Source organism: Actinosynnema sp. ALI-1.44 (assembly GCF_001984155.1).
Taxonomy (GTDB): Bacteria; Actinomycetota; Actinomycetes; order Mycobacteriales; family Pseudonocardiaceae; genus Kibdelosporangium.
On the sequence record NZ_MTQO01000038.1, the window covers coordinates 41,682 to 68,023 of the forward strand.

General features: G+C 67.5%; 23 protein-coding genes and 1 pseudogene. 14 read left to right on the forward strand and 10 right to left on the reverse strand.

Features of this window, described 5'->3' with window-relative positions; translation table 11 throughout:
* The first annotated feature begins 103 nt into the window (after positions 1-103).
* From ALI144C_RS11890 to yhjD, 4 genes are all read left to right on the forward strand, one after another.
* Positions 104-2,620: a bifunctional FO biosynthesis protein CofGH gene (locus ALI144C_RS11890; RefSeq protein WP_076987137.1), complete on the forward strand. Its 2,517-nt coding sequence runs from the start codon at positions 104-106 to the stop codon at positions 2,618-2,620.
* 238 nt (positions 2,621-2,858) lie between these two features.
* Positions 2,859-3,158 (forward strand): hypothetical protein, encoded by a 300-nt coding sequence (locus tag ALI144C_RS11895; RefSeq protein ID WP_143230595.1) that lies wholly within the window; start codon positions 2,859-2,861, stop codon positions 3,156-3,158.
* A gap of 957 nt (positions 3,159-4,115) precedes the next feature.
* Positions 4,116-5,123: a tryptophan--tRNA ligase gene (gene trpS / locus ALI144C_RS11900; protein ID WP_076987139.1), complete on the forward strand. Its 1,008-nt coding sequence runs from the start codon at positions 4,116-4,118 to the stop codon at positions 5,121-5,123.
* Between the two features lie 45 nt (positions 5,124-5,168).
* Positions 5,169-6,143, forward strand: a complete 975-nt coding sequence (yhjD, locus tag ALI144C_RS57365) for an inner membrane protein YhjD (RefSeq protein WP_076987140.1) — start codon at positions 5,169-5,171, stop codon at positions 6,141-6,143.
* A gap of 253 nt (positions 6,144-6,396) precedes the next feature.
* On the opposite strand, the pseudogene ALI144C_RS57370 reads toward yhjD, so the two are convergent.
* Both ALI144C_RS57370 and ALI144C_RS11915 read right to left on the reverse strand, forming a co-directional pair.
* Positions 6,397-7,308, reverse strand: a pseudogene (locus ALI144C_RS57370) (D-alanyl-D-alanine carboxypeptidase family protein); the annotation flags it as partial.
* Between the two features lie 33 nt (positions 7,309-7,341).
* Positions 7,342-8,685, reverse strand: coding sequence for a D-alanyl-D-alanine carboxypeptidase family protein (locus tag ALI144C_RS11915; protein ID WP_143230596.1), 1,344 nt, complete (start codon positions 8,683-8,685; stop codon positions 7,342-7,344).
* Positions 8,686-8,823: 138 nt separating this feature from the next.
* On the opposite strand from ALI144C_RS11915, the gene ALI144C_RS11920 reads away from it, so the two are divergent.
* Entirely contained in the window at positions 8,824-9,171 is a 348-nt protein-coding gene (locus ALI144C_RS11920) for a hypothetical protein (RefSeq protein ID WP_076987143.1), read from the forward strand.
* Between the two features lie 164 nt (positions 9,172-9,335).
* Positions 9,336-11,717, forward strand: a complete 2,382-nt coding sequence (locus tag ALI144C_RS11925; RefSeq protein ID WP_076987144.1) for an immune inhibitor A domain-containing protein — start codon at positions 9,336-9,338, stop codon at positions 11,715-11,717.
* Positions 11,718-11,818: 101 nt separating this feature from the next.
* On the opposite strand, the gene ALI144C_RS11930 is transcribed toward ALI144C_RS11925, so the two are convergent.
* From ALI144C_RS11930 to ALI144C_RS11940, 3 genes are all read right to left on the reverse strand, one after another.
* Entirely contained in the window at positions 11,819-12,823 is a 1,005-nt protein-coding gene (locus tag ALI144C_RS11930; RefSeq protein WP_076987145.1) for a serine hydrolase domain-containing protein, read from the reverse strand.
* A 13-nt stretch (positions 12,824-12,836) separates the two neighbouring features.
* Entirely contained in the window at positions 12,837-13,319 is a 483-nt protein-coding gene (locus ALI144C_RS11935; RefSeq protein WP_076987146.1) for an ArsR family transcriptional regulator, read from the reverse strand.
* Positions 13,320-13,460: 141 nt separating this feature from the next.
* The gene (locus ALI144C_RS11940; protein WP_083752965.1) at positions 13,461-14,153 is read right to left on the reverse strand and encodes a DUF1986 domain-containing protein; all 693 of its coding nucleotides are present in this window, start codon (positions 14,151-14,153) and stop codon (positions 13,461-13,463) included.
* Between the two features lie 272 nt (positions 14,154-14,425).
* Between ALI144C_RS11940 and ALI144C_RS11945 the strand changes: the two genes are divergently transcribed.
* A complete protein-coding gene (locus ALI144C_RS11945; protein ID WP_076987147.1) occupies positions 14,426-14,773 on the forward strand; it encodes a permease in 348 nt (115 codons plus the stop codon).
* Positions 14,774-15,023: 250 nt separating this feature from the next.
* Here the strand turns inward: ALI144C_RS11945 and ALI144C_RS57375 are convergent, their stop codons facing one another.
* The 5 genes from ALI144C_RS57375 to sdhC are packed head-to-tail and all read right to left on the reverse strand — an operon-like array spanning position 15,024 to position 18,602.
* A complete protein-coding gene (locus ALI144C_RS57375) occupies positions 15,024-15,176 on the reverse strand; it encodes a hypothetical protein (protein WP_237774106.1) in 153 nt (50 codons plus the stop codon).
* Positions 15,177-15,214: 38 nt separating this feature from the next.
* Positions 15,215-15,994 carry a succinate dehydrogenase iron-sulfur subunit gene (locus ALI144C_RS11950; protein WP_076987148.1) on the reverse strand — a complete coding sequence of 260 codons (780 nt, stop codon included), beginning with the start codon at positions 15,992-15,994 and terminating at the stop codon, positions 15,215-15,217.
* Positions 15,994-17,748 carry a succinate dehydrogenase flavoprotein subunit gene (gene sdhA, locus ALI144C_RS11955; protein ID WP_076987149.1) on the reverse strand — a complete coding sequence of 585 codons (1,755 nt, stop codon included), beginning with the start codon at positions 17,746-17,748 and terminating at the stop codon, positions 15,994-15,996. The genes ALI144C_RS11950 and sdhA overlap by 1 nt, the downstream gene beginning before the upstream one ends.
* Positions 17,749-17,778: 30 nt before the next feature.
* Positions 17,779-18,189: a succinate dehydrogenase gene (locus ALI144C_RS11960; protein ID WP_143230597.1), complete on the reverse strand. Its 411-nt coding sequence runs from the start codon at positions 18,187-18,189 to the stop codon at positions 17,779-17,781.
* Positions 18,186-18,602, reverse strand: coding sequence for a succinate dehydrogenase, cytochrome b556 subunit (gene sdhC / locus ALI144C_RS11965; protein ID WP_076987151.1), 417 nt, complete (start codon positions 18,600-18,602; stop codon positions 18,186-18,188). Before sdhC ends, ALI144C_RS11960 begins: the two co-directional genes overlap by 4 nt.
* Before the next feature lie 207 nt (positions 18,603-18,809).
* Here sdhC and ALI144C_RS11970 point away from each other — a divergent pair, with 207 nt between their 5' ends.
* The 7 genes from ALI144C_RS11970 to ALI144C_RS12000 all read left to right on the forward strand — a co-directional run bounded on the left by ALI144C_RS11970 (position 18,810) and on the right by ALI144C_RS12000 (position 26,342).
* Positions 18,810-19,991: a hypothetical protein gene (locus tag ALI144C_RS11970; RefSeq protein ID WP_083752967.1), complete on the forward strand. Its 1,182-nt coding sequence runs from the start codon at positions 18,810-18,812 to the stop codon at positions 19,989-19,991.
* Positions 19,988-20,908 (forward strand): hypothetical protein, encoded by a 921-nt coding sequence (locus tag ALI144C_RS11975; protein ID WP_083752968.1) that lies wholly within the window; start codon positions 19,988-19,990, stop codon positions 20,906-20,908. Before ALI144C_RS11970 ends, ALI144C_RS11975 begins: the two co-directional genes overlap by 4 nt.
* The gene (locus ALI144C_RS11980; protein ID WP_076987153.1) at positions 20,905-21,222 is read left to right on the forward strand and encodes a hypothetical protein; all 318 of its coding nucleotides are present in this window, start codon (positions 20,905-20,907) and stop codon (positions 21,220-21,222) included. The genes ALI144C_RS11975 and ALI144C_RS11980 overlap by 4 nt, the downstream gene beginning before the upstream one ends.
* A gap of 69 nt (positions 21,223-21,291) precedes the next feature.
* Positions 21,292-22,434: a hypothetical protein gene (locus tag ALI144C_RS11985; protein WP_143230598.1), complete on the forward strand. Its 1,143-nt coding sequence runs from the start codon at positions 21,292-21,294 to the stop codon at positions 22,432-22,434.
* A complete protein-coding gene (locus ALI144C_RS11990; protein ID WP_076987155.1) occupies positions 22,431-23,357 on the forward strand; it encodes a hypothetical protein in 927 nt (308 codons plus the stop codon). The genes ALI144C_RS11985 and ALI144C_RS11990 overlap by 4 nt, the downstream gene beginning before the upstream one ends.
* A gap of 228 nt (positions 23,358-23,585) precedes the next feature.
* The gene (locus tag ALI144C_RS11995; RefSeq protein WP_076987156.1) at positions 23,586-24,734 is read left to right on the forward strand and encodes a BMP family lipoprotein; all 1,149 of its coding nucleotides are present in this window, start codon (positions 23,586-23,588) and stop codon (positions 24,732-24,734) included.
* Between the two features lie 87 nt (positions 24,735-24,821).
* The gene (locus ALI144C_RS12000) at positions 24,822-26,342 is read left to right on the forward strand and encodes an ABC transporter ATP-binding protein (RefSeq protein WP_076987157.1); all 1,521 of its coding nucleotides are present in this window, start codon (positions 24,822-24,824) and stop codon (positions 26,340-26,342) included.

Here is a 26,342-nt window from a genome sequence, read left to right on the forward strand (position 1 = left end):
ACGTAGCCCGGAGGGGGCCACATCGTGACGGTGCTCACCACGCTCTTTCGCATGCTCCAACTGTACTCAATGCGCCTAGGCTAATTCGGTGGCAATCGAATTGATGATGACCCCGCCTGAGCCTCGTCCCAGCGACGCGGCGATGCGGCGGGCGTTGCGCAGGGCGAGCGACGGTTCCACGTTGGACCTCACCGAGGCCACGGTGTTGCTGCACGCTCGGGGCGATCAGCTGGACGAGCTGATGGCCGCCGCCTCCCGGGTGCGGGACGCCCACCTGCGGGCCGAAGGCCGCGAGGGGATCGTCACCTACAGCGGCAGCGTCTTCATTCCACTCACCCGACTTTGTCGTGATCGTTGTCACTACTGCACGTTCGCGACCGTCCCGCACCGGTTGCCCGCGGCCTTCCTGGAGCGTGACGAAGTTCTCGAAATCGCTCGGCAGGGCGCGGCCGCCGGGTGCAAGGAAGCGCTCTTCACGCTCGGCGACCGCCCGGAAGAACGATGGCCCGCGGCGCGGAAATGGCTGGAAGAGCGGGGTTTCGACTCCACTTTGGACTACGTGCGGGCGTCGGCGATCGCGGTGCTCGAGGAGACCGGTCTGCTGCCGCACCTCAACCCGGGAGTGCTGTCCTGGGAAGAGCTGTCCCGGTTGCGACCGGTCGCGGCCAGTATGGGCATGATGTTGGAAACCACGGCTCACAGGCTGTGGAGTGAACCGGGCGGCCCGCACTATGGCAGCCCGGACAAGGAACCGGCGGTCCGGCTGCGCGTGTTGACAGACGCGGGCCGGGTCGCTGTGCCGTTCACCACCGGCATCCTGGTCGGCATCGGCGAGACGCTCACCGAACGCGCCGAGTCGCTGCTCGCCATCCGCGGCATCGCCCGCCAGTACGGGCACATCCAGGAGATCATCGTCCAGAACTTCCGCGCCAAGCCGGACACGGCGATGCGGGGCATGCCGGACGCCGACCTGCACGAGCTGGCCGCGACGGTGGCCGTCGGCAGGCTGCTGATGCCACCCGGCGTGAGCGTCCAGGCGCCGCCGAACCTGGTCGGCGACGAGTTCCAGCTGCTGCTGAAGGCGGGCATCGACGACTGGGGCGGCGTTTCGCCCGTCACGCCGGACCACGTGAACCCGGAACGGCCGTGGCCCGCGCTCGACGCGTTGCGTGAGCAGACCTCGCAGGCCGGGTTCGACCTGAACGAGCGGTTGCCCGTCTACCCGCGGTTCCTCAAGGGCGCGCCCGGCCAGTGGACCGACATCCGCATCGCGGAGCACATCTCGGCCGTGGCGAAGCCCAACGGCCTGGCGGCGGACGTGAAACCGGCCGGTCTGCCGTGGCAGGAACCGGATGGTGGCCTGGAGACAGTCGGCCGCGCGGATCTGAACACCACGATCGACACCACGGGTCGTACCGGGGACCGGCGCGGCGACTTCGACTCGGTCTACGGCGACTGGGAGGAACTGCGCAAGCAGTTGCCCAAGGCGCCCGAACGGCTCGCGGCCGACGTGAAGCAAGGCCTGAGGCTCGCGGAGGCGAACCCCGGCGCCCTGCTCGACCAGGAGAACGCCGACGTCGCGCTGGCGTTGATGACCGCGGACGGCGAAGCGCTGGAAACTCTGGTGCGCCTGGCCGACGAGGCCCGCAAGGAGGCGGTCGGCGACGACATCACGTACGTCGTCAACCGGAACATCAACTTCTCCAACGTCTGCTACGTCGGCTGCAGGTTCTGCGCCTTCGCGCAGCGTGAGCGCGACGCGGACGCGTTCCGGCTGTCGGTGGAGGAAGCCGCGGACCGCGCCGAGGAAGCGTGGAACGACGGCGCGACCGAGGTGTGCATGCAGGGCGGCATCGACCCGAAGCTGCCGGTCACGTACTACGCGGACCTGGTGCGGGCGATCAAGAAGCGCGTGCCGGGCATGCACGTGCACGCCTTCAGCCCGATGGAGATCGTCAGCGCCGCGTCGAAGGCGGGCGTGAGCGTCCGGGAATGGCTGACGGACCTGCGTGACGCAGGCCTGGACACCATCCCGGGCACAGCGGCGGAGATCCTCGACGACGACGTGCGGTGGGTGCTGACGAAGGGCAAGCTGCCCGCGTCCACCTGGATCGAGGTCGTGTCGACAGCGCACTCGCTGGGGATCAGGTCGTCGTCGACGATGATGTACGGCCACGTCGACCACCCGGGTCACTGGCTGGCGCACCTGCGCACCCTGGCCCGCGTGCAGGACGAGACAGGCGGGTTCACGGAGTTCGTGGCGCTGCCGTTCGTGCACCGCAACGCCCCGATCTACCTGGCCGGTGTAGCCCGCTCAGGCCCGTCACGCCGCGACAACCGCGCAGTGCACGCGATGGCACGACTCGGCCTGCACGGCCGCATTCCGAACATCCAGTGCTCATGGGTGAAGCTCGGCGAGGAAGGGACAGCCGAGATCCTGCGCGGCGGAGCGAACGACGTCGGCGGCACGCTGATGGAGGAGACCATCAGCCGCATGGCCGGGTCGGAGCACGGCTCGGCGCGCACGGTTCGCCAGTTGGAGGAGTTGGCCACCCTGGCAGGCCGCCCCGCACGCCAGCGCACGACCACGTACGGCTCGATAGCGGCCGCGACACGTTAGCGCAGGTACCCGCCGTGTCCCCGGACGCGGCGGGTCTTGATCGACACCCCGCCAAGCCCGCGCGCCCGAACGAGCGATAGCCTCCGTGACCGCAAGCCCGAGTGACGCTCCACCGCTTGACACACTCGGTAGCTTTTCCTTGGCTCAGGATCCCTCGATCGGGGGACGTCAGATCGGTTGTGGCGCAGGAGGCGAACCAGTGCGTGACCGGGTGGTCAGAACCCGTTCCCTGGTGACGATGACGTTCACGACCCTCTTCATGGTGCTGCCCGCAGGAGCAGCCCTCGCACAGGACAACGCACAGGCAATGCCCGCCACCTTCGGCGGACCAGTCGGAATCGGCGTGGCAGCGGTCGGACTGACCGGAATGGTGCTCGGCTTCCTGAGGTTCTTCCGCAAATCGGTGAAGGACGCCAAAGCCAGGAAGACAGTCGAGACCCCGGCGGAAGCGACCCCGGCAGCGGCTGTTGTCCTGCCTGCGGTCGCGGCTGTGGTCGGAGAACCGGAAGCCGCTCCCCAACCTGCTCGCACTGCTTGATCGATCTGACACGGCAGCCGCAACTGTCGCGCGAAGTGTGAGCACGCAAACCCACCCAACCCAGCCATAACGGGCGCGCGCAAGCGCAGAGCAGGCGGCCTGCGCGCCAGCGCGGGGGGTGCGGCGTGCGCGCAAGCGCAGAGTGGTGCTTCGGGGGTGTCTCCTGCCCGTCGGCCTGGGCGAAGCCAACCACGGGCTGTCCAGAGGTCGGCCTACCCGAAGAGCCCCAGCGACAGCCATACCGATCCTCTTGATAGACCGTGGTTCCCTGGGGCAGGTCGACGGGCAGGAGGCGCCCGCGCCTCACAACCCCGGGTCATGAAGGTATGCGCCGGGAGAAACACGACGCGAAGAACCTCCTGCCCAGAGGTCTGCTCCCGGCGAGGGGCTATCTTTCCCCACAGGATCCCGAGCCTTGACCAGGAGTAAGGCGTGGTCACCAGACCCGCAATGGAGATCCTGGGTCTGAAAAGACGAAAAGACGAAAAGACGAAAAAACGAAAAGACAAAGAAGGTCCCTCGCCGGGAGGCAGACCTCTGAGCAGGAGGTCTTCGCGCCGTGTTTCTCCCGGCGCACGCTTTTCATGTCCCGGGGGTTCAGGGCGCGGGTGTCCCCTGCCCGTCGACCTGCCCCAGGGAACCACGGACTGTCAAGAGGTCCGTAGGGCTGTCGCTGGGCCCGCCTGTTGGGGAGGCGGACCTCTGGACAGCCCGTGGTTGGCTTCGCCCAGGCCGACGGGCAGGAGACACCCCCGAAGCGGACCTCTGCGCTTGCGCGCCAGCCGCAAACTCCCGCGCTCGCGGGCACGCGAGCCGCCTGCAAGCTCCTGCGCGAGCCGCGAGCCGCGAGCCGCCCTTGCACGCTCACCACCGTCGGAGCACGCTCACCACCGCAGGACGACGAGCCACTGGCGGTGCCGGGTGCCCGCTCCACACGCTGGCGAATAGGATTCGGGCGTGTCCACCGAGCAGAGTCTTCCCCGGGTGTTGTCCGGTATCCAGCCGACTGCCGACTCCTTCCACCTCGGCAACTACCTCGGTGCGATCCGCCAGTGGGTTGCCATGCAGGAGACCCACGACACCTTCTACTGCGTGGTTGACCTGCACGCGATCACGGTCGAGCACGACCCTGAGGTGTTGAGGCAGCGGACGAGGGTTTCCGCCGCTCAGTTGCTCGCGCTGGGGATCGATCCGGACCGGGCCACTTTGTTCGTGCAGAGCCAGGTTCCTGAGCACCCGCAGCTTTCCTGGGTGATGGAGTGCATGGCCGGGTTCGGCGAGGCCAGCCGGATGACCCAGTTCAAGGACAAGTCCGCGCGGCAGGCTCTCGACCGGGTCAGCGTCGGCCTGTTCACCTACCCCATCCTCCAGGCCGCCGATATCCTTCTGTACCAGGCCAACTTCGTTCCGGTCGGCGAGGACCAGCGTCAGCACCTCGAGCTCACGCGGGATCTGGCCCAGCGGTTCAACTCCCGCTTCGGCCGGACGTTCACCCTCCCCGAGGCCTACATCCCCAAGGCCACCGCGAAGATCTTCGACCTGCAGGACCCGACCGCCAAGATGAGCAAGTCCGTTCCCGCCGGTGTCGTGGAACTGCTCGAGGATCCCAAGAAGGCCGCGAAGAAAATCCGCTCCGCCGTCACCGACACCGGTCGCGAGGTCGTTTACGACGTCGAGAACAAACCGGGCGTCAGCAACCTGCTTTCCATCTACTCCGCGCTTACCGGCAGGTCCGTCGACGAGTTGGAGAAGGCGTACGACGGCAAGGGCTACGGCGACCTCAAGAAGGACCTCGGTGAGGTCGTCGTCGAGTTCATCACGCCTGTCCAGGCTTCCGTCCGCGCCTACCTCGACGACCCAGCCGAGTTGGACAAGCTGCTGGCCAAGGGTGCGGAGCGGGCTCGTGCCGTTGCCGCCCAGACGCTCGCGCAGACCTACGAAAGGGTGGGTTTTCTCGCCGGGTGAGCGTTTCATCATGCGGAGCCCGTGTGGCGGACTTAGCGTCGGTACGTGGGCAAGCTGGATGATTACCGCAGGAAGTGGTCGTGGCTCGACCACTTGATCCGGGCGGGCGACGCGTTCTCCGAGCGGTACGGCAACCAGTTCGCGGCTGCGATCACTTATTTCAGTGTGCTGTCGCTGTTCCCGCTGCTCATGATCGCGTTCGCGGTCGCCGGTTTCGTGCTTCAGGCTCAGCCGGAGTTGTTGACGGAGCTCAAGAACGGCATCAGTGAGGCCGTTCCCGGCAGCCTCGGCACCACGATCAACGACGTCGTCACCACCGCTCTGCAGTCCAAAAGCACCGTCGGTGTGATCGGTCTGCTCGCCGCCCTGTACTCCGGCATCGGCTGGATGAGCAACCTGCGGGACGCCCTCACCGCGCAGTGGGGTCAGAAAGGCGGCCAGCAGCCGCTGATCCCCACGCTGTTCAAGGACTTGGTCGCGCTGCTGAGCCTCGGTGTCGCGCTCGTCGTCTCGTTCGGCCTCACCGCGGCCGGGACCGGGCTGGCGAACCTGCTGCTCGAGCTCGTCGGCCTGCGGGAGGTCGGCTGGGCGCGGTTCCTGCTGTTCGTCGCCACCCTGGCGTTGTCGATCATCGCGAACTGGTTGGTGTTCCTCTGGGTACTCACCCGACTGCCCCGGGAGAAGGTCGACGTCCGCAGCGCGGTCAAGGGCGCGCTGGCGGCCGCGATCGGCTTCGAGATCCTCAAGCAGGTCGGTGCGATCTACCTGACCACCGTCACCAATTCACCGACCGGCGCGCTGTTCGGCCCGGTCATCGGTCTGCTGGTGTTCGCCAACCTCGTCGCGCGGTTCCTGCTGTTCATCACGGCGTGGACGGCGACAGCCAAGGTCAGCGATCGTCCCGATACCGCTCGATCCACACAGTCCGCTCAGGATCCGTCTCCTCAGGAATCCCCGCAGGCTCGGCCTGACGCGAGTACCGCAGCCGAATCCGCCAGATCAGGAACCCGAGGATCGTGACGCCGGAGATCGCCATCGCCGCCGTCGGCAGCACGCCGCCCTGGTTGTTGATCGGCTTGCCCGCCGCGTCTGTGGTCCCCGATCCGTTGCTGCCCTGTGCGTTGGGGGCGTCCGGGGAATCCGGTTTCGGCTGAGGCGTGTTGAGGGTGCCGACCGGCTCGACCTGCTTGCCTCCCAGGGCGAAACCCCAGGTCATCAGGTGTGCTGCCTGGTCAGTCATCCTGACCGGAGTCTGCTCGCCACGCATCAGCACGACGACCAGCTTGCGGCCTTTCTGCTGCGCGCCGCCGATGTAGGTGTGCCGCGCGTCGTCGGTGAAACCCGTTTTGCCGCCAAGGAAACCGTCGTACTTGCCGAGCAGGCGGTTGTCGTTGTTGACCTTGAAGCCCGCTTTCGTGCCCCAGCCAGGCCAGTCGATCTGCTTGGTGGTGATCGCCTTGCCGAACTCCGGGCGCTTCATCGCCTCGCGGTAGAACAACGCCAGGTCGTAGGCCGAGGTCATCATGCCCGGCCCGTCCAGGCCGGACGGGGTGGCGACCTGGGTGTCCAGCGCACCGAGCTTCTTCGCCGTCTCGTTCATCTTGGCGACGGTCTTGTCCATGCCACCGAGCTGCCTGGCCAACGCGTGCGCCGCGTCGTTGCCCGAGTGCATCAGCAACGCGTGGAACAGCTGGTCCACGGTGTACTGCCCGCCTGGGCCCATGCCGACCTTGGTGCCGTCCTGGTTGGCGTCCTCCTGCGTGCCCGCGACGACCGTCTTCATGTCCAGTTCGTTCATCACCACGATGGACAGCAGGATCTTGATCACCGACGCGGGGCGTTGCCGGGCGTGCGCGTCCTTCGCCGCGATCACGTCACCGCTGGTCAGATCGGCCAGCAGCCACGACGCGGTGGTCACGTCAGCGGGTACGGCGGGCACACCCTGCGGCGTGACGACCGTGCACTCGCCCAGCCGTTCACCGCCGACCGGCTTGTCCGGTACGGGGATCGGCTCGGGTGACTTCTGGCCTGGCTTCGGCCGCTCCGAGGTGTCCACCGGTGCGGGTGGAGCCGTCTTGTTCGGGCACGAGCCGCCTGGTTGCGCGGTCGCCGTGAAGCTCGCGGACGCGAACAAGCACAACGAGGCGAACAGGAGGGCGAACAACCGCCGTGACGTCAGGACCACGACCTCAGGTTAGGCCGTAACGGCGAAGTCAAGTCAACGGGTCTGCGCGCGCAACCGCCTGGCACGAGCCATCTTGCGTTTCGCCGTCAACACCAGAGCGATGAGCACGACGACACCGGCGAGGATCGTGACAGGCAGACCGAACGTGCCGAACGCCGAGCGGTGCACCGCTGCGTTGCTCGCCTGGTTGTTCGACTCCTTCTCGTCGCTGCTCGGGGTGTCCGTGCTGCGGCTGGTCTGCGGCGGCTCGCTGGCGCCGGACAGCTTGCCGACGGGCTTCGAGTGCGCCGCGGTCAGCGTGAACCCGTACTCCAGCAGCGACTCCGCCTGTTCGAACGGCTGCTCCCCTGAGCGCATGACCGCGACGATCAGCTTTTTGCCGTCCCGTTCGGCGCTGCCGACGAGCACGCTCTTGGCCGCGAGGGTGCTGCCCAGCTTGCCGCCGGTCGCGCCCTTGAACTTCTTCAGCAACTCGTTGTCGTTGCTGCGGGAGATCGGCTTGTTGCGGTTGCCCTGCGGCTTGATCTGCACCGTCTTCAAACCGGTCGCCTCGGCGAACTCGGGGATGCGCATCGCCTCGCGGTAGATCAGCGCCGTGTCGAACGCCGAGGTGCTCTGGCCGGGCACGTCGTTGCCGTTCGGGTTGACGACCCTCGTGTCCTGCGCGTTGAGCTCACGGGCGAGGTCGTTCATCTTCTGCGCGGCCACGTCGGGGCCGCCGAGTTCACGGGCGAGCGCGTTGGCCGCGTCGGCGGCCGGGGTGACGATCAGCGCGCGGATCAGGTCCTTGGCCGCGTACTTGCCGTCCGCGACGATGCCGACCCGGGTCCCCGTCTGCCTGGTGTCCTCGCGGGTGCCCTCGATGACCTTGTCCGGGGCGATCTCCTTGAGCGCGACCATCGCCAGCAGCACCTTGACCGTGCCGGCCGGGCGCTGCCGGGCGTGCGGCCCGAAACCGGCGAGCACGTCACCGGTGTCCTGGTCGGCGATCAGCCACGAGTCCGCGGTCAGCCCGTCCGGGGGGAACGGCGCGTCCTTGGGGAGCACTCCGTTGCAGCTGCCCATCGCCGGGCCGCCGATCGGCTCCTTGGGCAGCGGCAACGGCGGCAGCTGGTCGCCGTTGCCCTCGTTGGCAGGCGGCGGGACGGCCTTGGCCGCGCAGTTGGTCGCCGGTTCGCTGTCGGCGGACTTGTCGGGCTGCTTGCTGCCCGAGCTGCCGGGCTTGGGGGTGTTCTTGCCGGACGACGCCCCTGGCGGCTTCGGGGTGCTCGTGGACGACTGAGCGCTCGCCGCGGGCGCGGCCGCGAACGTCACGACAGCGGCCATGCTGAGGCTCAGGTTCAGTAGACGGGCCAGTTGCCGAGCTCGTTCAGGCACCCCTGCAGGCTAGTCACTCGAAAGTGATGTCGGTTGGCGGGGTGAGTCCGAGGACCGGTCGGTGTCGCGTTCGGTGATGGGCGAATAATGCCGTTCTGGCTGTTTGCACCCCCCTTCCCACCACGAGGGAGAAGTTCAGTGGAGTTCGTCCGGCACCTGCTCGTGTTCCTGCACCTGCTCGGTATGGCGATGCTGATCGGCACGCTGATGCTGCAGCTCAAGGCCGGAAAGGGCGCGCCTGTGAACAAGGGCTGGCTGCACGGCGCCGGTCTGCAGCTGGTCACAGGCCTCGCGTTGATGCTGCTCGCGCCGTTGACCAACGCGGACTACGACCACATGAAACTGGGGATCAAGCTGCTGGTTCTCGTCGTGATCGGCGTGCTCGCGGTGCTCTACGTGACCAAGGACAAGGCGCCGAAGTGGTTCGCCGGGACGCTCGGCGGTCTCGTGGTGCTCAACGTGGGGCTGGCGGTGTTCTGGACCTGATCGTGTGAAAGATCAACATGTGCTGCGGGAAAGATCAACATATGGCAGGATGGCAATAACCCTACGTATGGCGTATTTCACTCCATAGAGTTAATCCGTACTGTCAGCCCGTTCGTCTGTGGCCGGAGAGTGATCCCTCCGGCGATCAGAGCACGGGAGGGCAAGTGCATCGAAGAAGTTCCGCCGGCCTGGCGCTGCTCGCGCTGGTCGGCTTGGGCGTCAGCTCCTTATCGGCGCCCGCCATGGCCGCGCCCAGCGCGTCACCGTCCGGTTTCGAGTACGCGCCGGGCGAGCACGATCTGCCGAACAAGTTCGAGGAGAAGCGCCGGGCGCTGCGCCAGGAGGCGCTCGCCGAGGTGCTCTCCGGCCAGGCCAAGGTGGAGAAGCGCGGCGCGAGCACGGTCGCCAGGATCGGCGACAAGCCCGCCGAGGCCGCACGCGGTGCAGCCAAGGGGCAGCGCGTCGACCAGTACGTCGAGTTGGCCAGGGAGAAGACCGACAAGATCTTCGTGGTCCTTGCCGAATTCGGAAACAAGCGCGACCCGCGTTACCCCGACGTGGACACCGCGCCCGCGGTGCCGGGACCGACGAAGTTCGACGGCCCGCTGCGCAACGAGATCCCGGCGCCCAACCGGTCGGTCGACAACAGCACGATCTGGCAGCCGGACTACTCCCGTGAGCACTACCAGCAGATGTACTTCGGCCAGGGCGCCGGAGTCGAGTCGCTGAAGACGTTCTACGAGAAGCAGTCATCCGGCCGCTATTCGGTCGACGGCACCGTCACCGACTGGGTCAAGGTCGACTACAACGAAGCGCGCTACGGCCGGTCCAACGGCTTCCCGTGCGCGGGCAACGTCTGCAACAACACCTGGGACCTGGTTCGCGACTCGCTGAACAAGTGGGCCGACGGTCGCGTCGCCGCCGGTGCCACCCCGGAGCAGATCCGCGAGGAGCTCAAGTCCTACGACACATGGGACCGCTACGACTTCGACAACGACGGGGACTTCAACGAGCCCGACGGCTACCTCGACCACTTCCAGATCGTGCACTCGGGCGGCGACCAGTCCGACGGTGACCCGATCCAGGGCGAGGACGCGATCTGGAGCCACCGCTGGTACGCGTACTCCAACGCGCCGGACGGTCCCACGAACAACAAGCGCGGCGGCACCCAGATCGGCACGACCGGCCTGTGGGTCGGCGACTACACCATCCAGCCGGAGAACGGCGGCCTCGGCGTGTTCGCGCACGAGTACGGCCACGACCTCGGCCTGCCGGACCACTACGACACCGTCGGACCCGGCGGTGCGCAGGAGAACGGCGTCAACTGGTGGTCGCTGATGGGCCAGAGCCGCGTGTCGGCGCCGGGTGAGGCGATCGGTACGCGCGCGGCCGACCTGTCCGCCTGGGACAAGCTGCAACTGGGCTGGCTCGACTACGAGGTCGTGGTGGCGGGCCAGGACCGCCGGATCGACCTCGGCCCGCACGAGTACAACACCGACAAGGCACAAGGCGTCGTGGTCGTCCTGCCGGACAAGAAGAAGACCACGGAGTACGGCAAGCCCTTCGCCGGGACGAAGATGTACTGGAGCGGCAAGGGCGACGACGTCGACAACAACATGGTCAGGGACGTCGACCTGACCGGCAAGACGTCGGCATCGCTGACCCTCAAGTCGCGTTACGACATCGAAGAGGACTTCGACTACCTGTACGTGCAGGCGTCGACCGACGGTGGCACGACGTGGACGCCGCTCGACGGCACGGTGAACGGTGCGCCGTTCAAGAAGGACGGCTCGAACGCCCCGGCGCTGACCGGGACGCAGGCGAGCTGGGCCGACGTGTCCGTCTCGCTGAACTCGTTGGCGGGCAAGCAGGCCAAGCTGCGCTTCCGCTACGTGACCGACGGTGGTGTGGCGCCGGACGGCTTCTTCGCCGACGACATCAAGATCACCGCCGACGGCGCGGTCCTGCTCGACGACGGTGCCGAAGGCGCGCCCGCGGGCTGGACCCTCAACGGGTTCAAGCAGACCACGGGCACGGAGACGGCGACGTTCGACCACTTCTACATCGCCACCAACCGCACGTACGCGTCGTTCGACAAGTACATGCAGACGGGCCCGTACAACTTCGGTGAGCCGGCCCGTCCGGACTGGGTGGAGCACTTCCCGTACCAGGACGGCCTTCTGGTGTCCTACTGGGACACGTCGCAGGCGGACAACAACACCAGCGCCCACCCGGGTGAGGGTCTGATCCTGCCGATCGACGCCAACCCCGAGCCGATATACAACCTGCAGGGCCAGCCGTGGCGTCCGCGCATCGCGGGCTACGACGCGCCGTTCTCGTTGCAGAAGTCGGACTCGTTCACGTTGAAGGCGGACGGCCGGGCCAGCTACATCCGTGGCCGGGACGCCCAGCCGCTGTTCGACGACACCAAGCCGTACTGGTCCGCCGGTCAGCCGACCGCGGGCGTGAAGCTGCCCGCGGCCGGTGTGAAGATCAGGGTGCAGTCGCAGCAGGGCACTTCGATGACGGTTCGCGTCTTCAAGTAACCCCCGTTTTGTGTGCAACCAATGTGGCCTTTGTTGCGTTTTGCGCAACAAAGGCCACATTGGTTGCACGGGTTGGCGGGGTGCGGGTGCGGGTGCGGGGGTCAGAGGGCTTCGATGAGCTCGGCCGCGTGGGTGAGCAGGTCCGCGTTGAACTTGTTCGCGATGATCGCCACGCCTGTGCGTGACTCGCGCGAGAACGCGGCCATGCTGGTGAACCCGCCGGTCCCGCCGTCGTGGAAGGTCGCTTCGCGTCCGCCCGGCAGCGTGAGCATGTGCCAGCCGAGCCCGACCTTGGCCTGCGGGTTGATGTCGAACCGAGGGCGTTGCACGAGATCCAGCGCGGGCCTCAGCCAGAACGGCGCTTCGCCGACGTGCGCCCGCATGTATCGCAGCAGGTCGTTGACTGTGCCGTACAACGCGCCAGCGCCGGGGATGACCGGCAGGCGCCAGTCCGGCGTCGCCTTGCCCTCCGCGTCATAGCCCTGGACCTTGCGCCGCCGCTGAAGCGGGTTGAGCGTCAGCACAGTGTCGTTGAGCCCCAACGGAAGCGTGATCCGCGCGCGGACGAGCGCCTCGTAGTTCCTGGTCAACGCGAGCCCCAGCAGACCCGCGCCGTAGTTGGAGTACGCGTACTTCGTGCCCGGCGGCGTGACCAGGGTGGTCTTCCGCAGTGCCTCGATGAGGAAGTCCTCGGTGATGCGGGCGTACGGGTCCCGCAGGTCGAAATCGGGGTCTTCGAGCAGACCTGGTGGCAGCGGGGGCATTCCTGAGGTGTGCGAGGACAACTGCGCCATCGTCACGCCCTGCGGCGCGGGGAACCGGCGTGGCAGGTGCTTGCTCAGCGGGTCGTCGACGCGGCCGGTCAACGCCAGCAGCACGGCGGTGAAGGTCTTGGTGATCGAGCCGATCTGGAAGATCGAGTCGCCACGCAGGGCGTACGCCTCCCGGCCGCGGAACGCGCCGATGGCGACCGTGTCGTAGCCGGTGATCTTGGCGGCTTGCTTGTCCACCAAGGTTTTCAGTGAGCTCGATGCGGTCGCGGGTGTCGCGGTCAGCGCGAGCCCGGTCGCCGCGGTCGCGGCGAGGACTGTTCGTCTGCTCGGCACGGTGTTTCCCCCGTCATGCTGGATCCTGGACAGCGGTGAGCACTGTGAGCAGCGGGATCACCTTCGCGCCCGGCACGGCGTAGTGCCCGCGGGACGTCAGTTGCAGCCAGCCTGCCGCCACCAGTTGACGCAGGTGGTGGTAGAGCTGGCCGGTCGTGCCCAGTGACTCGTGCTCCTGGAGTTCGGCGGTGGTCTGGACGCCCGTGAGGATCAGCCGCAGCAACAGCAGCCGGACCGGGTTGCCGAGCGCGGCGATGGTGGCGCTCAGCTGGGACCAATCCATCCCCAGCAGGTTCTCGACCGTTTCGCCCTGTTGCCACTCGTAGTGGTGCCCGGTGGGCAGCGGGACGGCGCCGGTGAACAGCACCGCGCCGTCCGGCGCGCGCTCCTTGACGCCTTCCAACGCCCAGAACGCGCCTGTGGGCACCGGTTTCGGCTGTCCTTCCAGTGCGGCGACCCGCTCCTCCAGCGCGGACAGCCGCTCGTCGAACTCCATGCGACCATGCTGCGTAATTACGTAGAAGTTGCAAGACCGTAGACGTCAGTCAGCCGGTCGTCCCCCTGGGGGTAGGGGACGACCGGCTGGGAAATGTCGCTTCCGGCGTTTACGCGTCCGGCCGGAAATGGTCAGTTCGAATCAGACACCGGCGGTGCTGCGGATGAACGACCGGCTGTTCGCGACGCTCGCGTAATTCTGGGTGCCCTGCGGGTTGCTGCCGCTGTTCGACCCGGTCGAGCAGACGCCGACCTGAACACCGTTGGCGATCTGCGGGCCGCCGGAGTCGCCGTGCCACGCGGCACCGTTCACGCCGACACTGGCGATCGCCGGGCCGCCGTACGCGTCCGAGCTGGTGCCGGTGACGCGGACGTTCGCGGTCTTGAGCACCGGGGACGGCGGGTTGCTGCCCTGGGTGCGGCCCCAGCCGTAGATCTGGTTGGTCGACCCGGTGGCCGGGTTCGAGTCGGCCAGCTTGATGTAGGTGGTCTGCACAGCGGAGCTCAAGTGCAGCAACAAGATGTCACCGCTGGGTGCGGTCGCCTTGCGGTCGACCGTGCGGTTCTGGCCCTGGCCGAGGTTGACGTTGCCGACCTTGACCGACAGGCTCGACCCGTCGCAGTGCCGGGCGGTGAGCACCCACTGCGGCGCGATGATCGACCCGGAGCAGTTGAACTGGCCGTTGACGTAGACCTGCGCGCCCCAGGGTGCGGAGCTGACAGTGCCGCCACCGATGATCATCGGCTCGACGGACGGGGTGTCGGCGAGCGCGGCGGGTGCGCCGACGCCGGAAATGGCGACCGCGAGCGCGGCGGCCGAAACAAACTTACGCATGAAAGCGCATTCCTTTCAATGCAGGGAGAAAAGGAATGGCTCGGGGGCTGCCCTCGAAACGCGCCCCGAACGCTCTTTCACGCTAGGCCGCACGCGGAGACCAGGTAAACCCGTCGATCGTAGGGTTAGGCCGAACGGCCCATCGGGCGCAAAGTAGACATAGATATATGAACGTGAAAAACGACGCCCGGCTGACGCGGGACGTTCTTACGCTTTCGCATACATGACACCGTTATGAAAGATGGCGTCTGGCGACCGGTACGCTGCTCCTCATGGCTCAGCCTGACGACATCGAGGCCCGTGTGGCCGCCCTGGAGAGGCAGGTTCGCGAACTGACCAGCGTCGTGCGCCACACGGCCAAGGACGCGGCGGCCGCTCGGGTCCTGGCGGGTGGGGCGGATCGCGACGTCGCGGAGATTCGCACGGAAATCCGGGACTTCCGCCAGGCGACCTCGTCCAGCTTCAACGCGATGCGCGAGGACCTCACCGACTTGCGGGACAAGACGGACCGAGGGTTTGCCGAGATGCGTGGCAAACTCGACGCCACCGCCGCCGGACAACAGCAGATCGTCGACCTCTTGAACACGATCATCGATCGCGACCAGCAAGACGGTCAGTAGACCGCTCGCCAACCTACGACGGACGCACCTGTCTTTCTCACGGCATCCGGTTGGCGGCTTTGTTTGCTTGGGACCCGCAGGTGGAAGTCCATCTTCGTTGCCCGTCGAAGAGAGTCGACATCTGGTGGAGTCGATCTTGAAGGATGGAAGCCGTACTGGCAACTTCGACCTGGCGGAAGGCATCGCGGTCGACGCCCGACCACTCCTGCGTTGAAATCGCTCGACCTGTTGCGAGCCGAACGTGGTCGGGTTACGGGATTCGAAGAACCGCCATGATCTCGTCGGTGGTCATCTGCACGTCGCCACCGTTGCGCAGTCGTGCCACGATCCGATGACCTCGCGTGCCGTCCCCGGCGATGAAGCCAACGTCATCGCCGGGCTGCGGATCTGCGTGGTCGCTCATGGCAGTGAGGGTAGATCTGTTCCTCTCTGCTACTCAACTCAGCGGCGGAACAGCAGTGCTCGCTTGACTTCCTGGATGGCCTTGGTGACCTGGATGCCACGCGGGCACGCGTCCGTGCAGTTGAACGTGGTGCGGCAGCGCCAGACACCCTCGGTGTCGTTGAGGATGTCGAGGCGGTCGCCCGCACCCTCGTCACGGCTGTCGAAGATGAACCGGTGCGCGTTGACGATCGCGGCGGGGCCGAAGTACGAGCCGTCGGTCCAGTACACCGGACATGAGGTCGTGCAGCAGGCGCACAGGATGCACTTGGTCGTGTCGTCGAAGCGCTCGCGGTCGGCCACGGACTGGATCCGCTCACGTGTCGGCTCGTTGCCGTAGGTGATCAGGTACGGCTTCACCGCGCGGAACGCTTCGAAGAACGGCTCCATGTCGACCAGGAGGTCCTTGCGGGCTTCCAGGCCCTTGATCGGCGCGAGCGTGATCGTGGTCTGCTTGCCCTTGCGGGCCAGCAGGTCTTTCACCAGCACCTTGCACGCCAGCCGGTTGATGCCGTTGATCTGCATCGCGTCCGACCCGCAGATGCCGTGTGCGCAGGACCGGCGGAAGGTCAGCGTGCCGTCGATGTACCACTTCACGTAGTGCAGCAGGTTCAGCACGCGATCCGTCGGCAGCGCGGGGATGTCGTACGTCTCCCAGTGCGGCTCGTCGTCGACTTCCGGGTTGTAGCGCAGGATCTTCAGTGCGACCATGACCGCGTCCTTGGGGACGACGGGAACTTCGCCGCGGGTGCCCGAAGTGGACTCAACTGTTGCGGTCATCAGTACTTGCGCTCCATCGGCTTGTACCGGGTAAAGGTCACGGGCTTGTAGTCAAGGCGGATGTCCGCGGTCAGCGAATCGCCCTGCTTGTAGGCCATGGTGTGCCGCATGTAGTTCGTGTCGTCCCGGTTCGGGTAGTCCTCACGGGCGTGTCCGCCGCGGGATTCCTTGCGGTTCAACGCTCCCACGACCAGGATCTCGGCCAGTTCGAGCAGGAAGCCGAGCTCGACCGCTTCGAGCAGGTCGGTGTTGTAGCGCTTGCCCTTGTCCTGCACCGTGATGTGCGCGTACCGGGCCTTCAGCGCCTGTACGTCGTGCAGTGCCTGCTTGAGCGTGTCCTCGGTGCGGTACACCGAGGCGTTGGCGTCCATTGTGGCCTGGAGTTCGGTGCGGATGTCCGCGACGCGCTCGCTGCCGTGCTCGGACAGCACCAGCGCCAGCTGGTCCTCGACGAACCGCGTCGGGGTCTCCGGCAGGTCGATGTGCTCGTGGGCGTTGGCGTACTCCGCCGCCGCGATGCCGGCGCGGCGGCCGAAGACGTTGATGTCCAGCAACGAGTTCGTGCCGAGGCGGTTGGCGCCGTGCACCGAGACGCACGCGCACTCGCCCGCCGCGTACAGGCCGGGGATGACGTGGTCGTTGTCGCGCAGCACTTCCGCGTGGATGTTGGTCGGGATGCCACCCATCGCGTAGTGCGCGGTCGGGTACACCGGCACCGGCTCCTTCACCGGGTCGACCGCCAGGTACGTACGGGCGAACTCGGTGATGTCCGGGAGCTTGGTCTCCAGCACCTCGGCACCGAGGTGCGTGCAGTCCAGCAGCACGTAGTCCTTGTTCGGCCCGGCGCCGCGGCCTTCCAGCACCTCGAGCGCCATCGAACGGGCCACGATGTCACGTGGCGCGAGGTCCTTGATGGTCGGTGCGTAGCGTTCCATGAACCGCTCGCCGGACGCGTTGCGCAGGATCGCGCCCTCACCGCGTGCGCCCTCGGTCAGCAGGATGCCCAGCCCCGCGAGGCCTGTCGGGTGGAACTGGTAGAACTCCATGTCCTCCAGCGGCAGGCCCTTGCGGAAGATGATGCCCATGCCGTCGCCGGTCAGGGTGTGCGCGTTCGACGTGGTCTTGAAGACCTTGCCGAAGCCACCCGTCGCGAACACCACGGACTTGGCGTGGAAGACGTGGATCTCGCCGGTCGCCAGCTCGTAGGCGATCGCACCGGTGCACACCGGGTCGCCGTTGGCGTCCGGGGTCAGGCAGATGTCGAGCACGTAGAACTCGTTGAAGAACTCGATGCCGTGCTTGACGCAGTTCTGGTACAGCGTCTGCAGGATCATGTGACCGGTGCGGTCCGCCGCGTAGCAGGCACGGCGCACGGCGGCCTCACCGTGGTTGCGCGTGTGCCCGCCGAAGCGCCGCTGGTCGATCTTGCCTTCCGGCGTCCGGTTGAACGGCAGACCCATCTTCTCCAGGTCGAGCACGGCGTCGATGGCCTCCTTGGCCATGATCTCCGCCGCGTCCTGATCCACGAGGTAGTCGCCACCCTTGATGGTGTCGAAGGTGTGCCACTCCCAGTTGTCCTCTTCGACGTTGGCCAGCGCGGCGCACATGCCACCCTGGGCGGCGCCCGTGTGCGACCTCGTCGGGTACAGCTTGGTCAGCACAGCGGTCCTGGCCCGCTGGCCGGACTCGATCGCGGCGCGCATGCCGGCGCCACCGGCACCGACGATCACCACGTCGTACTTGTGGAACTGCATTCGTTGATTCGCCTTCGTGGTGGGGGTGGATCAGGCGTCGAAGTTCGGGTCGAACGTGAAGATCACGAACGTGCCGAGCGCGAGGATCAGCACCATCGAGACGTACAGCAGCACCTTCAGCCAGAACCGGGTGGCGTCCTTGCGGGCGTAGTCGTTGATGATCGTGCGCAGGCCGTTGCCGCCGTGGATCTCGGCGAGCCACAGCATGGCCAGGTCCCAGAACTGCCAGAACGGCGACGACCAGCGGCCGGCCACGAAGCCCCAGTTGATCCGGTGCACACCACCGTCGAGGATGTTCATGATCAGCAGGTGGCCGAGCACGAGGACCAGCAGCGCGACGCCGGACACGCGCATGAAGACCCAGCTGGCCAGCTCCCAGTTGTTGCGCCGGGCGGCGGGGCGGCGCGGTGTCCGCGGCTTGTCCAGAGCGAGTGTCATCACGAGCCCCCGAACATCTCGGTGACGGTCCGGACCAGCATGAAGTAGGCGCCGGGCACCATCACCAGCAGCCAGACCACGAGGATGCCCCAGAGCATCTGCTTCTGGTAGCGCGGCCCCTTGGCCCAGAAGTCCACGAGCATCACCCGCACGCCGTTGAGCGCGTGGTAGAGCACCGCGCCGACCAGGCCGACCTCCATCAGGTTGACCAGAGGCGTCTTGTACGTCTCGATGATCTCGTTGTAGGCCTGCGGCGACACCCGGACCAGCGCGGTGTCCAGCACGTGGGCGAACAGGAAGAAGAACGTGAGCACACCGGTGATCCGGTGCGCCACCCAAGACCACATACCCGGGTCACCGCGGTACAGCGTCCCGCGTCGGCTGGGCCGCGACACCTCAGCGGCTTCGGCGGACATCGGCTCTCTAGCCTCCAACATCGCTGGCTCCGGCTGGGATGGGCTGGGAGTCCAACCGGGACGGTTACCCACCGCGCCTTGACCCGAGGGATGCTAGTCCGGTCGTCCGCGGCTGGCCCAACCAGCGGCTGGCGTCTGTGACCCACCGAACACCCCGGTTGCGCCAAATGCCCGCAGGGCCGCCTCCGCGGTGACAGGCTGTCGGCCGTGGTCCCTCTGATCGGTCTCGTCCTCGGCGTCGCCGCCCTCCAGCCCGCTGACGTGCCCAAGCTCGACGTTCCGGCGGCCATCAGGGCGTTGGAGACCCAGCAGGTCTACCGGGCTCCCGGCGTGGTCACGCACATCGACGTCGACGTGGTGAAGCGCGAGATGGGGCCGGACACGAAACTGCTCATCGCGCCGTTCGAACAGGGCTACAAGGACGAGGAGCACTACGAACAGGTGTCCGAGCCGCTGAAGAAATGGGCGGACGCCAGGAAAGTGCGACTGATCACAGTGGAGGGCCTGTACACGAGGTGGGGGCCGTCGACACTGCCCGAGTTGCGCCAGCAGACGGCGTACATGGACATCACCGGCCCGGCTTTGGCTTCGGTCAGGGAGATCAACCGGGTTCCGGTCGGCCGGGCCTACCCGGCGTACCAGGTGCTCGCGCCCACGCAGGCGCAGGTCACGGACCTGGCCGGGAAGTTGCGGCAGGACCGCGTGTACAACGCGCCGGGCCGGGCCGACAGGTTCACGCTGTCGACCAAAACGATTCAGCAGAAGACAGGTCTCACCATCCGGGTCGCGGCGCTGCCGGCGCTCAACCCGGGCGAACCGTTCGTCGACTACGCGCCCGCACTGGCGCGGGAATTCCCTGACGACATCGTCTTGGTAGCCCAAGGCTATTGGGTTGAGGTCGCGGGCAAGGACAAGGAACGCATCGACTCGGCGCGCAACTACGCCTTCGGCCGGTACGAGATCGGCACCTTCAGCAAGGGCGGGACGGTCGACGGCCGCGTGGCCACCATCCTCACGCGACTCGACGAACTCAGCCGTCGCAAGCCTTTCGGCCGCCCGCAACCGGAGACCTACGACCCGGCGCGGACGATCGCCCGCTACACCCCGCTGGCGTGGGGCGGGTCGGCGGTGGTGCTCGGCGGCGGCGCGCTCACCGGGTTCGCACTGCGCCGCAGGCGGCGTCAGCAGCGCGAAGAGGCGGCGTTGCGGAAGGCGAAAGCCAAGGCGTACGCCAGGATCAGCGAACTCGGCACGGCGGTGGCCGGGCACGGGTCACCGGAGGCGGCCGAGCGGTACACGACCGCGCGTGACCTGTTCGAGCAGGCGCACACCGCCGAGGCGATGGCCGAGGTGGAGCGCATCGCGGACGAAGGGCTGGCCCTGCTGTGAACAAGCGCGAACAGGGCCCGGTCGAGCGCTTCCTGTGGCGTGATCGGTACTTCGGCGTACCGAGGTGGGTCGTCGGGGGCGTGCTGGTCGGCGTGATCGTGTGCGTCGCACTGGTACGCGGTCAGGTCACGATCACCGACCGGGTCCGCGCGGTCGTCGAGGGGTTCCGGCACAGCTCGGTGTACGTGGAGCCCGGCGCGCCGCCGACGGTGAACGCGGACCACGTCCGGCAGGTGCTCGGCGACCGCCCGATCGTGGTGGCGATCCTGTCGGAGGAACCGATGCCGCCGTCCGGCAAGCCACTGGTCACCGCCGGGCTGAAGCTGTGCGACGACATCGCGAACCTGGTGCCGACCAACCTGGTGATCGTCTACGGCAACGAGCCGGGCAAGGGCTACAAGCCGGCGTTCTGCGTGGGCCCCAAGTTCACCAACGAGGACCACCCGGTCAACGCGTCCAACTTCGACTTCGTCCTGATCGCCAAGGCGGAAACGGCGTGGAAGTACCGGGCGTCGCCCGCGGACCTGACCCCGCAGGTCGAGGAGTACGTCCTGGCCTACGACGCGCAGGCGGCCAAGGACTACCCCGACAGCGTGCCGCGACGCGGTGCCGTGCCGGACAAGCTGGCGACGGGCGAGATCGTGCTGTCGCTCGGTGGGATAGTCGCGGCCTGTGTCGCGGTGTTCTTCCTGCTGCACCTGGCGGCCAGGGCTGTCGGCAGGCGCACCCCGCGCAACCGCAGGCAGTTGGCGACGGGAGCCCGGCTGAGCAGGATCGGCGAGTACGTGATGTCGGCCGATCCGCAGGGCGCCGAGCAGGCGGAAGTGGCCAGGCAGTACGTGCTCGTGTTGCAGGGGCACGAGTCCGGCGCGAACGTGGAGCGGCAGGTCGAGGAGTTGGAGAGGCGGATCCGGTGACGTGGGTGCTGATCGCGGGCGCGGTCGCCCTGCTGGGTGCGGGCGCGCTGGTACCCGTGTTGCTCGGCAGGCGCGAACACAGCAGCAACGACGAGGCGATCGCGGCGAGATCACGGCACAACCAGCTCGGCGTGCACGTCGAGGTCCTGCCGCCAACTGCTGACGAACGCGCGGTCGCCCTGCTCAAGCAGGCCAGGGAACGCTGGGTCACCGCAGGTGGCGTGCTCGCCGAAGCCCGCACCGAGGAGGAGTTCGACCTGGCGGAGCGGATCTGCCTCGAAGGCCTCGACCTGGTGGCCCGAGCCGGGCGCTGAGCGCGCACCCGGTTCGCCGTCCCCGGAAAGCGCCGACGCGATCGGGTGATCACTGCCAAAGTGGGTGGGGTGGTTCCCCTGATCGGCCTCGCGCTCGGCCTCGCCGTCCTGCAACCCCCGTCGCCACCCGGAAAGCTGGATGTCGCCGCCGCGATCAGCGCGTTGGAGACGCAACCGGTGTACCGAGCGCCCGGGGCCGTCGCCGACGTCGACGTCGCCGCGGTCACCCGTGAGATGAAGCCGAACATGAGGCTGGTCATCGCACCCTTCGCCACCAATGACTGGCAGTACGTCGACAACGTGTACAAGCCGTTGCAGAAATGGGGCGACAGCAAGGGCATACGTGTGATCACGGTGACGGGTTTGCTGGGCTGGCGCCAACCGCCGGGCGTGACGCAGTTGCGGCAACAGACGGCGTACATGGACCTCACTGGGCCCACGCTGAGCTGGATCCGCGAGGAGGCCAAGGCGCCGATCGGCGAAGCGTGGCCGTCCTACCGGGTGATCCCGCCGACTGCGGACCAGGTCGCTGATCTCGCCGAGAAGCTGCGGCGCGATCCTGTCCACAACGCGGAGGGGCTGACGGACAGGGTCACCCGGAGTTACGGCTCCACCCGGGTCGTGGTGTTGCCCCCGCTCAAGGCCGGTGAGCCGTTCGTGGATTACGCGCCCGCACTGGCCAAGGAGTTCCCCGACGACATCGTCCTGGTGGCACAGGGCTATTGGGTCGAGGTGGCGGGTGAGGACCAGGACCGCCTCGTCGCGGCGCGGAACTACGTCTACGCCGAGTCCGAGCGAGGCTTCATGTTCGAAGGGTCGACGGTCGGCAGCCGGGTCGACAGGGTGCTGAGCCGGATCGCCGAACTGAACCACCGCAAGCCTTTCGGCGCGCCGCCCGCGGCGCCCCGCGGCTTGGCGCAGCGGATCGCCGACTACGCGCCGGGGGTGATGGGTGGCGCGGCCGTGATCCTCGGCGCCGGAGCCTTGGCCAGCGCACTCACCCGGCGCAGACGGCGTCGAAGGGCGGACGAAGCCGCGCTGCGCATGGCGAAAGCAACGGCGTACGCCAGAATCACCGAGCTGGCCGCGGCACTGGACCTGATCACCCGTCCCGACGCGGCCGACCAGTACGCCAGGGCACGGGACCACTTCGCGCAGGGGCGTGTGGCCGAGGCGGAACGCGCGGCCGAGAAGGGGCTGGCCCTGCTGTGAAACGCTTTCTGTCGCGCGAGAAGTACTTCGGTGTGCCGCGCTGGCTCGTCGCGGGTCTGCTGGCCGGTGTGATCGCGTGCATCGCCTTGCCGCAGCCCGAGGGTGCCACCGGCCAGGTGAGCGCGATCATCGAGGGGTTCCGGCACGGTCCGGTGTACGTGGAACAGGACGCGCCCGCGGTGGCCCCGGATCGGATCCGGCAGGTGCTCGGTGACCGGCCGATCGTCGTGGCGGTGCTGTCGGAGAAGTCACCGGTACGGCACCAGCTGCCGACCGGTATGGACGCGCTGTGCGGCGAGGTCGCAGCGCTGCTGCCGGGCAATGTGGTGGTCGTCTACGGCTACAGCTGGAACTACTACCGCTTCACTTCGTGCGCTGGCACCGGTTTCCGCGCCGACTTCGGTGCCGACGTCGATGCCGGGGCCAAGAAGGTCCTGGAGTTCCGTGTCCCGCGCCGGGAAACAGCCGACGAGCTCAAGACGATCCGGCCGGATGTGATCACGACGCAGGTGGAGGAGTTCGCCAGGTCCTTCGACGCCGTGGCAGGCAAGGAATTCCCGACCAGCGTGCCACGCCGTGCCGCTGTACCCGAGGAGCCGACGACAGGCGCGTACGTGCTGTCACTCGCCGGGGCCCTCACGGCCTGTGTGGTGCTGTTCTTCCTGCTGCACCTCGTTTTCGTCGCGGTCCGTCACCGGCGTCGGCGCGACCGCGGACACGCGGAGCGGGAGGTCAGACTGCGCAAGCTCGGCGACTACGTGGTGTCGGCCGACCCGGGCGAACCCCACCAGGCCGAACTGGCCAGGCAGTACGTACTCGCTTTGCGGGCGCACGAAACAGGCACGAACGCGCACAGCCACGTCGAGCGGTTGGAGTGGCTGATCGACAACCCGGGCGCCGACCAGGCCGACCGGGTTCTCTGAGTCCGCGGCCCGCCCTGACCAGGGCCGTTCTGGTACGAGCGTGCCAAATGGATCACCCTGTGTGTTCGGGCGGAATCCGAGCGGCGTAGACGGCAAACGATTAGGTTACGCCCGGCCAGTGGTGTGCTGACCTGGTCAACGGGACGGGTACGGTTCGCCAATTCGCAAGTTCCCGGCGAGTAGGGCCGGGGTTCGTCGCCGCTCACCGAGCGGGGAGGGAGACACGTCGTGCGTCGATCGCGCGTTACCACGTTGGCGGCCGTCGCGCTGACCGGTGCTCTCGCACTGGCCGGCTGCGCCAAGGACACCGGGGGAGGCTCCACCCCGCCCGCCGGAGGCGGCAACCAGGCCGCGGGCTGCAAGCTCAGCCCGGTTCCGCAGGGCGGTGGCGCCACATCGGGCAGCGGCACCGCGCCCGGCGCCAAGGTGGACGCCAGCGCGCTGAAGGTCGGCCTCGCCTTCGACATCGGCGGCCGTGGCGACGCGTCGTTCAACGACTCCGCCGCCGCCGGGCTCGACAAGGCCAAGACCGACTTCGGTCTCAAGGAGGCCAAGGAGCTCACCGCCGCGCCGAACGAGACCGAGGACGCCAAGCAGAGCCGTCTTCGCCAGCTCGCGCAGGAAGGCTTCAGCCCGATCATCGCGGTCGGTTTCGCGTACGCCAAGTCGGTCGAGGCGGTCGCCAAGAGCTTCCCGAACGTGAAGTTCGCGGTCGTCGACGACGACACCGTCAAGCTGCCGAACGTCACCGGCCTGGTCTTCGCCGAGGAGCAGGGCTCGTTCCTGGTCGGCGTCGCCGCCGCCCACAAGAGCAAGGGCTGCCACGTCGGCTTCGTCGGCGGCGTGAACGTCCCGCTGATCCAGAAGTTCGAGGCGGGCTTCAAGCAGGGCGTGAAGGCCGCCGCCCCGGACGCCAAGATCGAGTCCGAGTACATCACCCCGGCCGGTGACTTCACCGGCTTCCAGGACCCCGCCAAGGGCAACGTGGTCGCCGCCGGTGAGATCAGCCGTGGCGCCGACGTCGTCTACCAGGCCGCGGGCGCGTCGGGCAAGGGCGTGTTCGAGGCCGCGAAGTCCAAGAACGCGCTGGCCATCGGGGTCGACTCCGACCAGTACAACCAGAAGACGGTCGAGAACTCCAAGGACGTGATCATCACGTCCATGCTCAAGCGTGTAGACGTCGCGGTGTACGACTTCGTCCGCGCCGTCGCGGGCAACACGCTGGACTCGCTGCCCAAGCGCTTCGACCTGAAGGTCGACGGCATCGGCTACGCCACCTCCGGCGGCAAGGTCGACGACATCAAGGCCACGCTGGACGCGTACAAGCAGCAGATCATCGACGGCAAGATCACAGTCTCGGACAAGCCGTCCAACTGAAGTCCGTACAAGCTGGTGAACCTCGTGAGTGTTGTCCCGGGTTAGAACCCGTGGAAACACTCACGAGGTTTTTCCTGGGAGGCGAAGATGGCTGACGACCTGGCCGTTGAGCTGGAGGGAATCACCAAGCGATTCCCCGGGGTGGTCGCCAACAGCGACATCCACCTCGCAGTGCGCACCGGCGAGGTGCACGCGGTCTGCGGCGAGAACGGCGCGGGCAAGTCCACGCTGATGAAGATCCTGTACGGGATGCTCCACCCGGACGAGGGCACCATCAAGGTGAACGGCGAACCGGTGCGGTTCCGCAACCCGTCCGACGCCATCAAGGTCGGCGTCGGCATGGTGCACCAGCACTTCATGCTCGCCGACAACCTGAGCGTGCTGGAGAACATCGTGCTCGGCGCGGAGGGCCTGCACGGCATCGGCGCCAAGGCGCGCAAGCGGGTGGCCGAACTGGCCAAGCGGACCGGGCTGACCGCCGACCTGGACATCGCGCTCGAGTACCTCGGTGTCGCCGACCGGCAGCGGGTCGAGATCGTCAAGGTCCTCTACCGCGGTGCGCGGATCGTGATCCTCGACGAACCGACAGCGGTCCTCGTGCCGCAGGAGGTCGACGACCTGTTCGACACCGTGCGGCAGATGCGCGGGGACGGCTTCACGTTCATCTTCATCTCGCACAAGCTGGACGAGGTGCGCACCATCGCCGACTCGATCACGGTGATCAGGCGTGGCACCACGGTCGGCACCGCGGACCCGAAGACGACCAGCTCGCGTCAGCTCGCCGAGATGATGGTCGGCAGTGAGCTGCCGAGCCCGGAGACCCGCGAGTCCACCGTGACCGACAAGGCCGTGCTCACGGTTTCCGGCCTGCGGCTGGAGGAGGCGGGATCGGCTCGTGCCGTGCTCGACGACATCGGGCTGGTCGTGCACTCCGGTGAGGTGCTCGGCATCGCCGGTGTCGAGGGCAACGGCCAGACCGAGCTGGTCGAGACGATCATGGGCATGCGCCGGGGCAGCGCGGGCACGGTCACGCTGGACGGCAAGGACATCACCAAACTCGGCACGCTCGCCCGCCGGGAAGCCGGGATCGGCTACGTCGCCGAGGACCGCACCCGGCACGGCCTGTTGCTGACACAGCCGTTGTGGGCCAACCGGGTGCTCGGCTACCAGACCCGCAAGCCGGTCTCAAGGGGACAGTGGCTGGACATCGCGGGCGCGAGGCAGGACACGCAGCGCATCGTGGACGCCTACGACGTGCGCACCCCGGGCATCGACGTGGCCGCGGCCGCGTTGTCGGGCGGCAACCAGCAGAAGCTCGTGGTCGGCCGTGAGCTGTCCGGTGACCCGAAGCTGCTGATCGCCTCGCACCCGACCCGCGGCGTCGACGTCGGCGCGCAGGCGCTGATCTGGGAACACATCCGCCGGGCCAGGGCCGACGGTCTCGCGGTGCTGCTGATCTCCGCGGACCTCGACGAGCTGATCGGCCTGTCCGACCGGATCGTGGTGATGCTGCGCGGCCGTCTGGTGTCCGAGGAGGATCCCGCGACGGTCACCGCCGAGGACCTGGGCTCCGCGATGACCGGCTCCGCGGCAAGGGAGGCTAGCTAA

Excerpts from the sequence above, each read along its gene's own strand:
- ALI144C_RS11890 (WP_076987137.1), top strand. The coding sequence starts at position 104 with ATGATGACCCCGCCTGAGCCTCGTCCCAGCGACGCGGCGATGCGGCGG.
- ALI144C_RS11895 (WP_143230595.1), top strand. The coding sequence starts at position 2,859 with ATGACGTTCACGACCCTCTTCATGGTGCTGCCCGCAGGAGCAGCCCTC.
- ALI144C_RS11935 (WP_076987146.1), bottom strand. The coding sequence starts at position 13,319 with ATGGAGTTCGACGAGCGGCTGTCCGCGCTGGAGGAGCGGGTCGCCGCA.
- ALI144C_RS11940 (WP_083752965.1), bottom strand. The coding sequence starts at position 14,153 with ATGCGTAAGTTTGTTTCGGCCGCCGCGCTCGCGGTCGCCATTTCCGGC.
- ALI144C_RS11945 (WP_076987147.1), top strand. The coding sequence starts at position 14,426 with ATGGCTCAGCCTGACGACATCGAGGCCCGTGTGGCCGCCCTGGAGAGG.
- ALI144C_RS57375 (WP_237774106.1), bottom strand. The coding sequence starts at position 15,176 with ATGAGCGACCACGCAGATCCGCAGCCCGGCGATGACGTTGGCTTCATC.
- ALI144C_RS11950 (WP_076987148.1), bottom strand. The coding sequence starts at position 15,994 with ATGACCGCAACAGTTGAGTCCACTTCGGGCACCCGCGGCGAAGTTCCC.
- sdhA (WP_076987149.1), bottom strand. The coding sequence starts at position 17,748 with ATGCAGTTCCACAAGTACGACGTGGTGATCGTCGGTGCCGGTGGCGCC.
- sdhC (WP_076987151.1), bottom strand. The coding sequence starts at position 18,602 with ATGTCCGCCGAAGCCGCTGAGGTGTCGCGGCCCAGCCGACGCGGGACG.
- ALI144C_RS12000 (WP_076987157.1), top strand. The coding sequence starts at position 24,822 with ATGGCTGACGACCTGGCCGTTGAGCTGGAGGGAATCACCAAGCGATTC.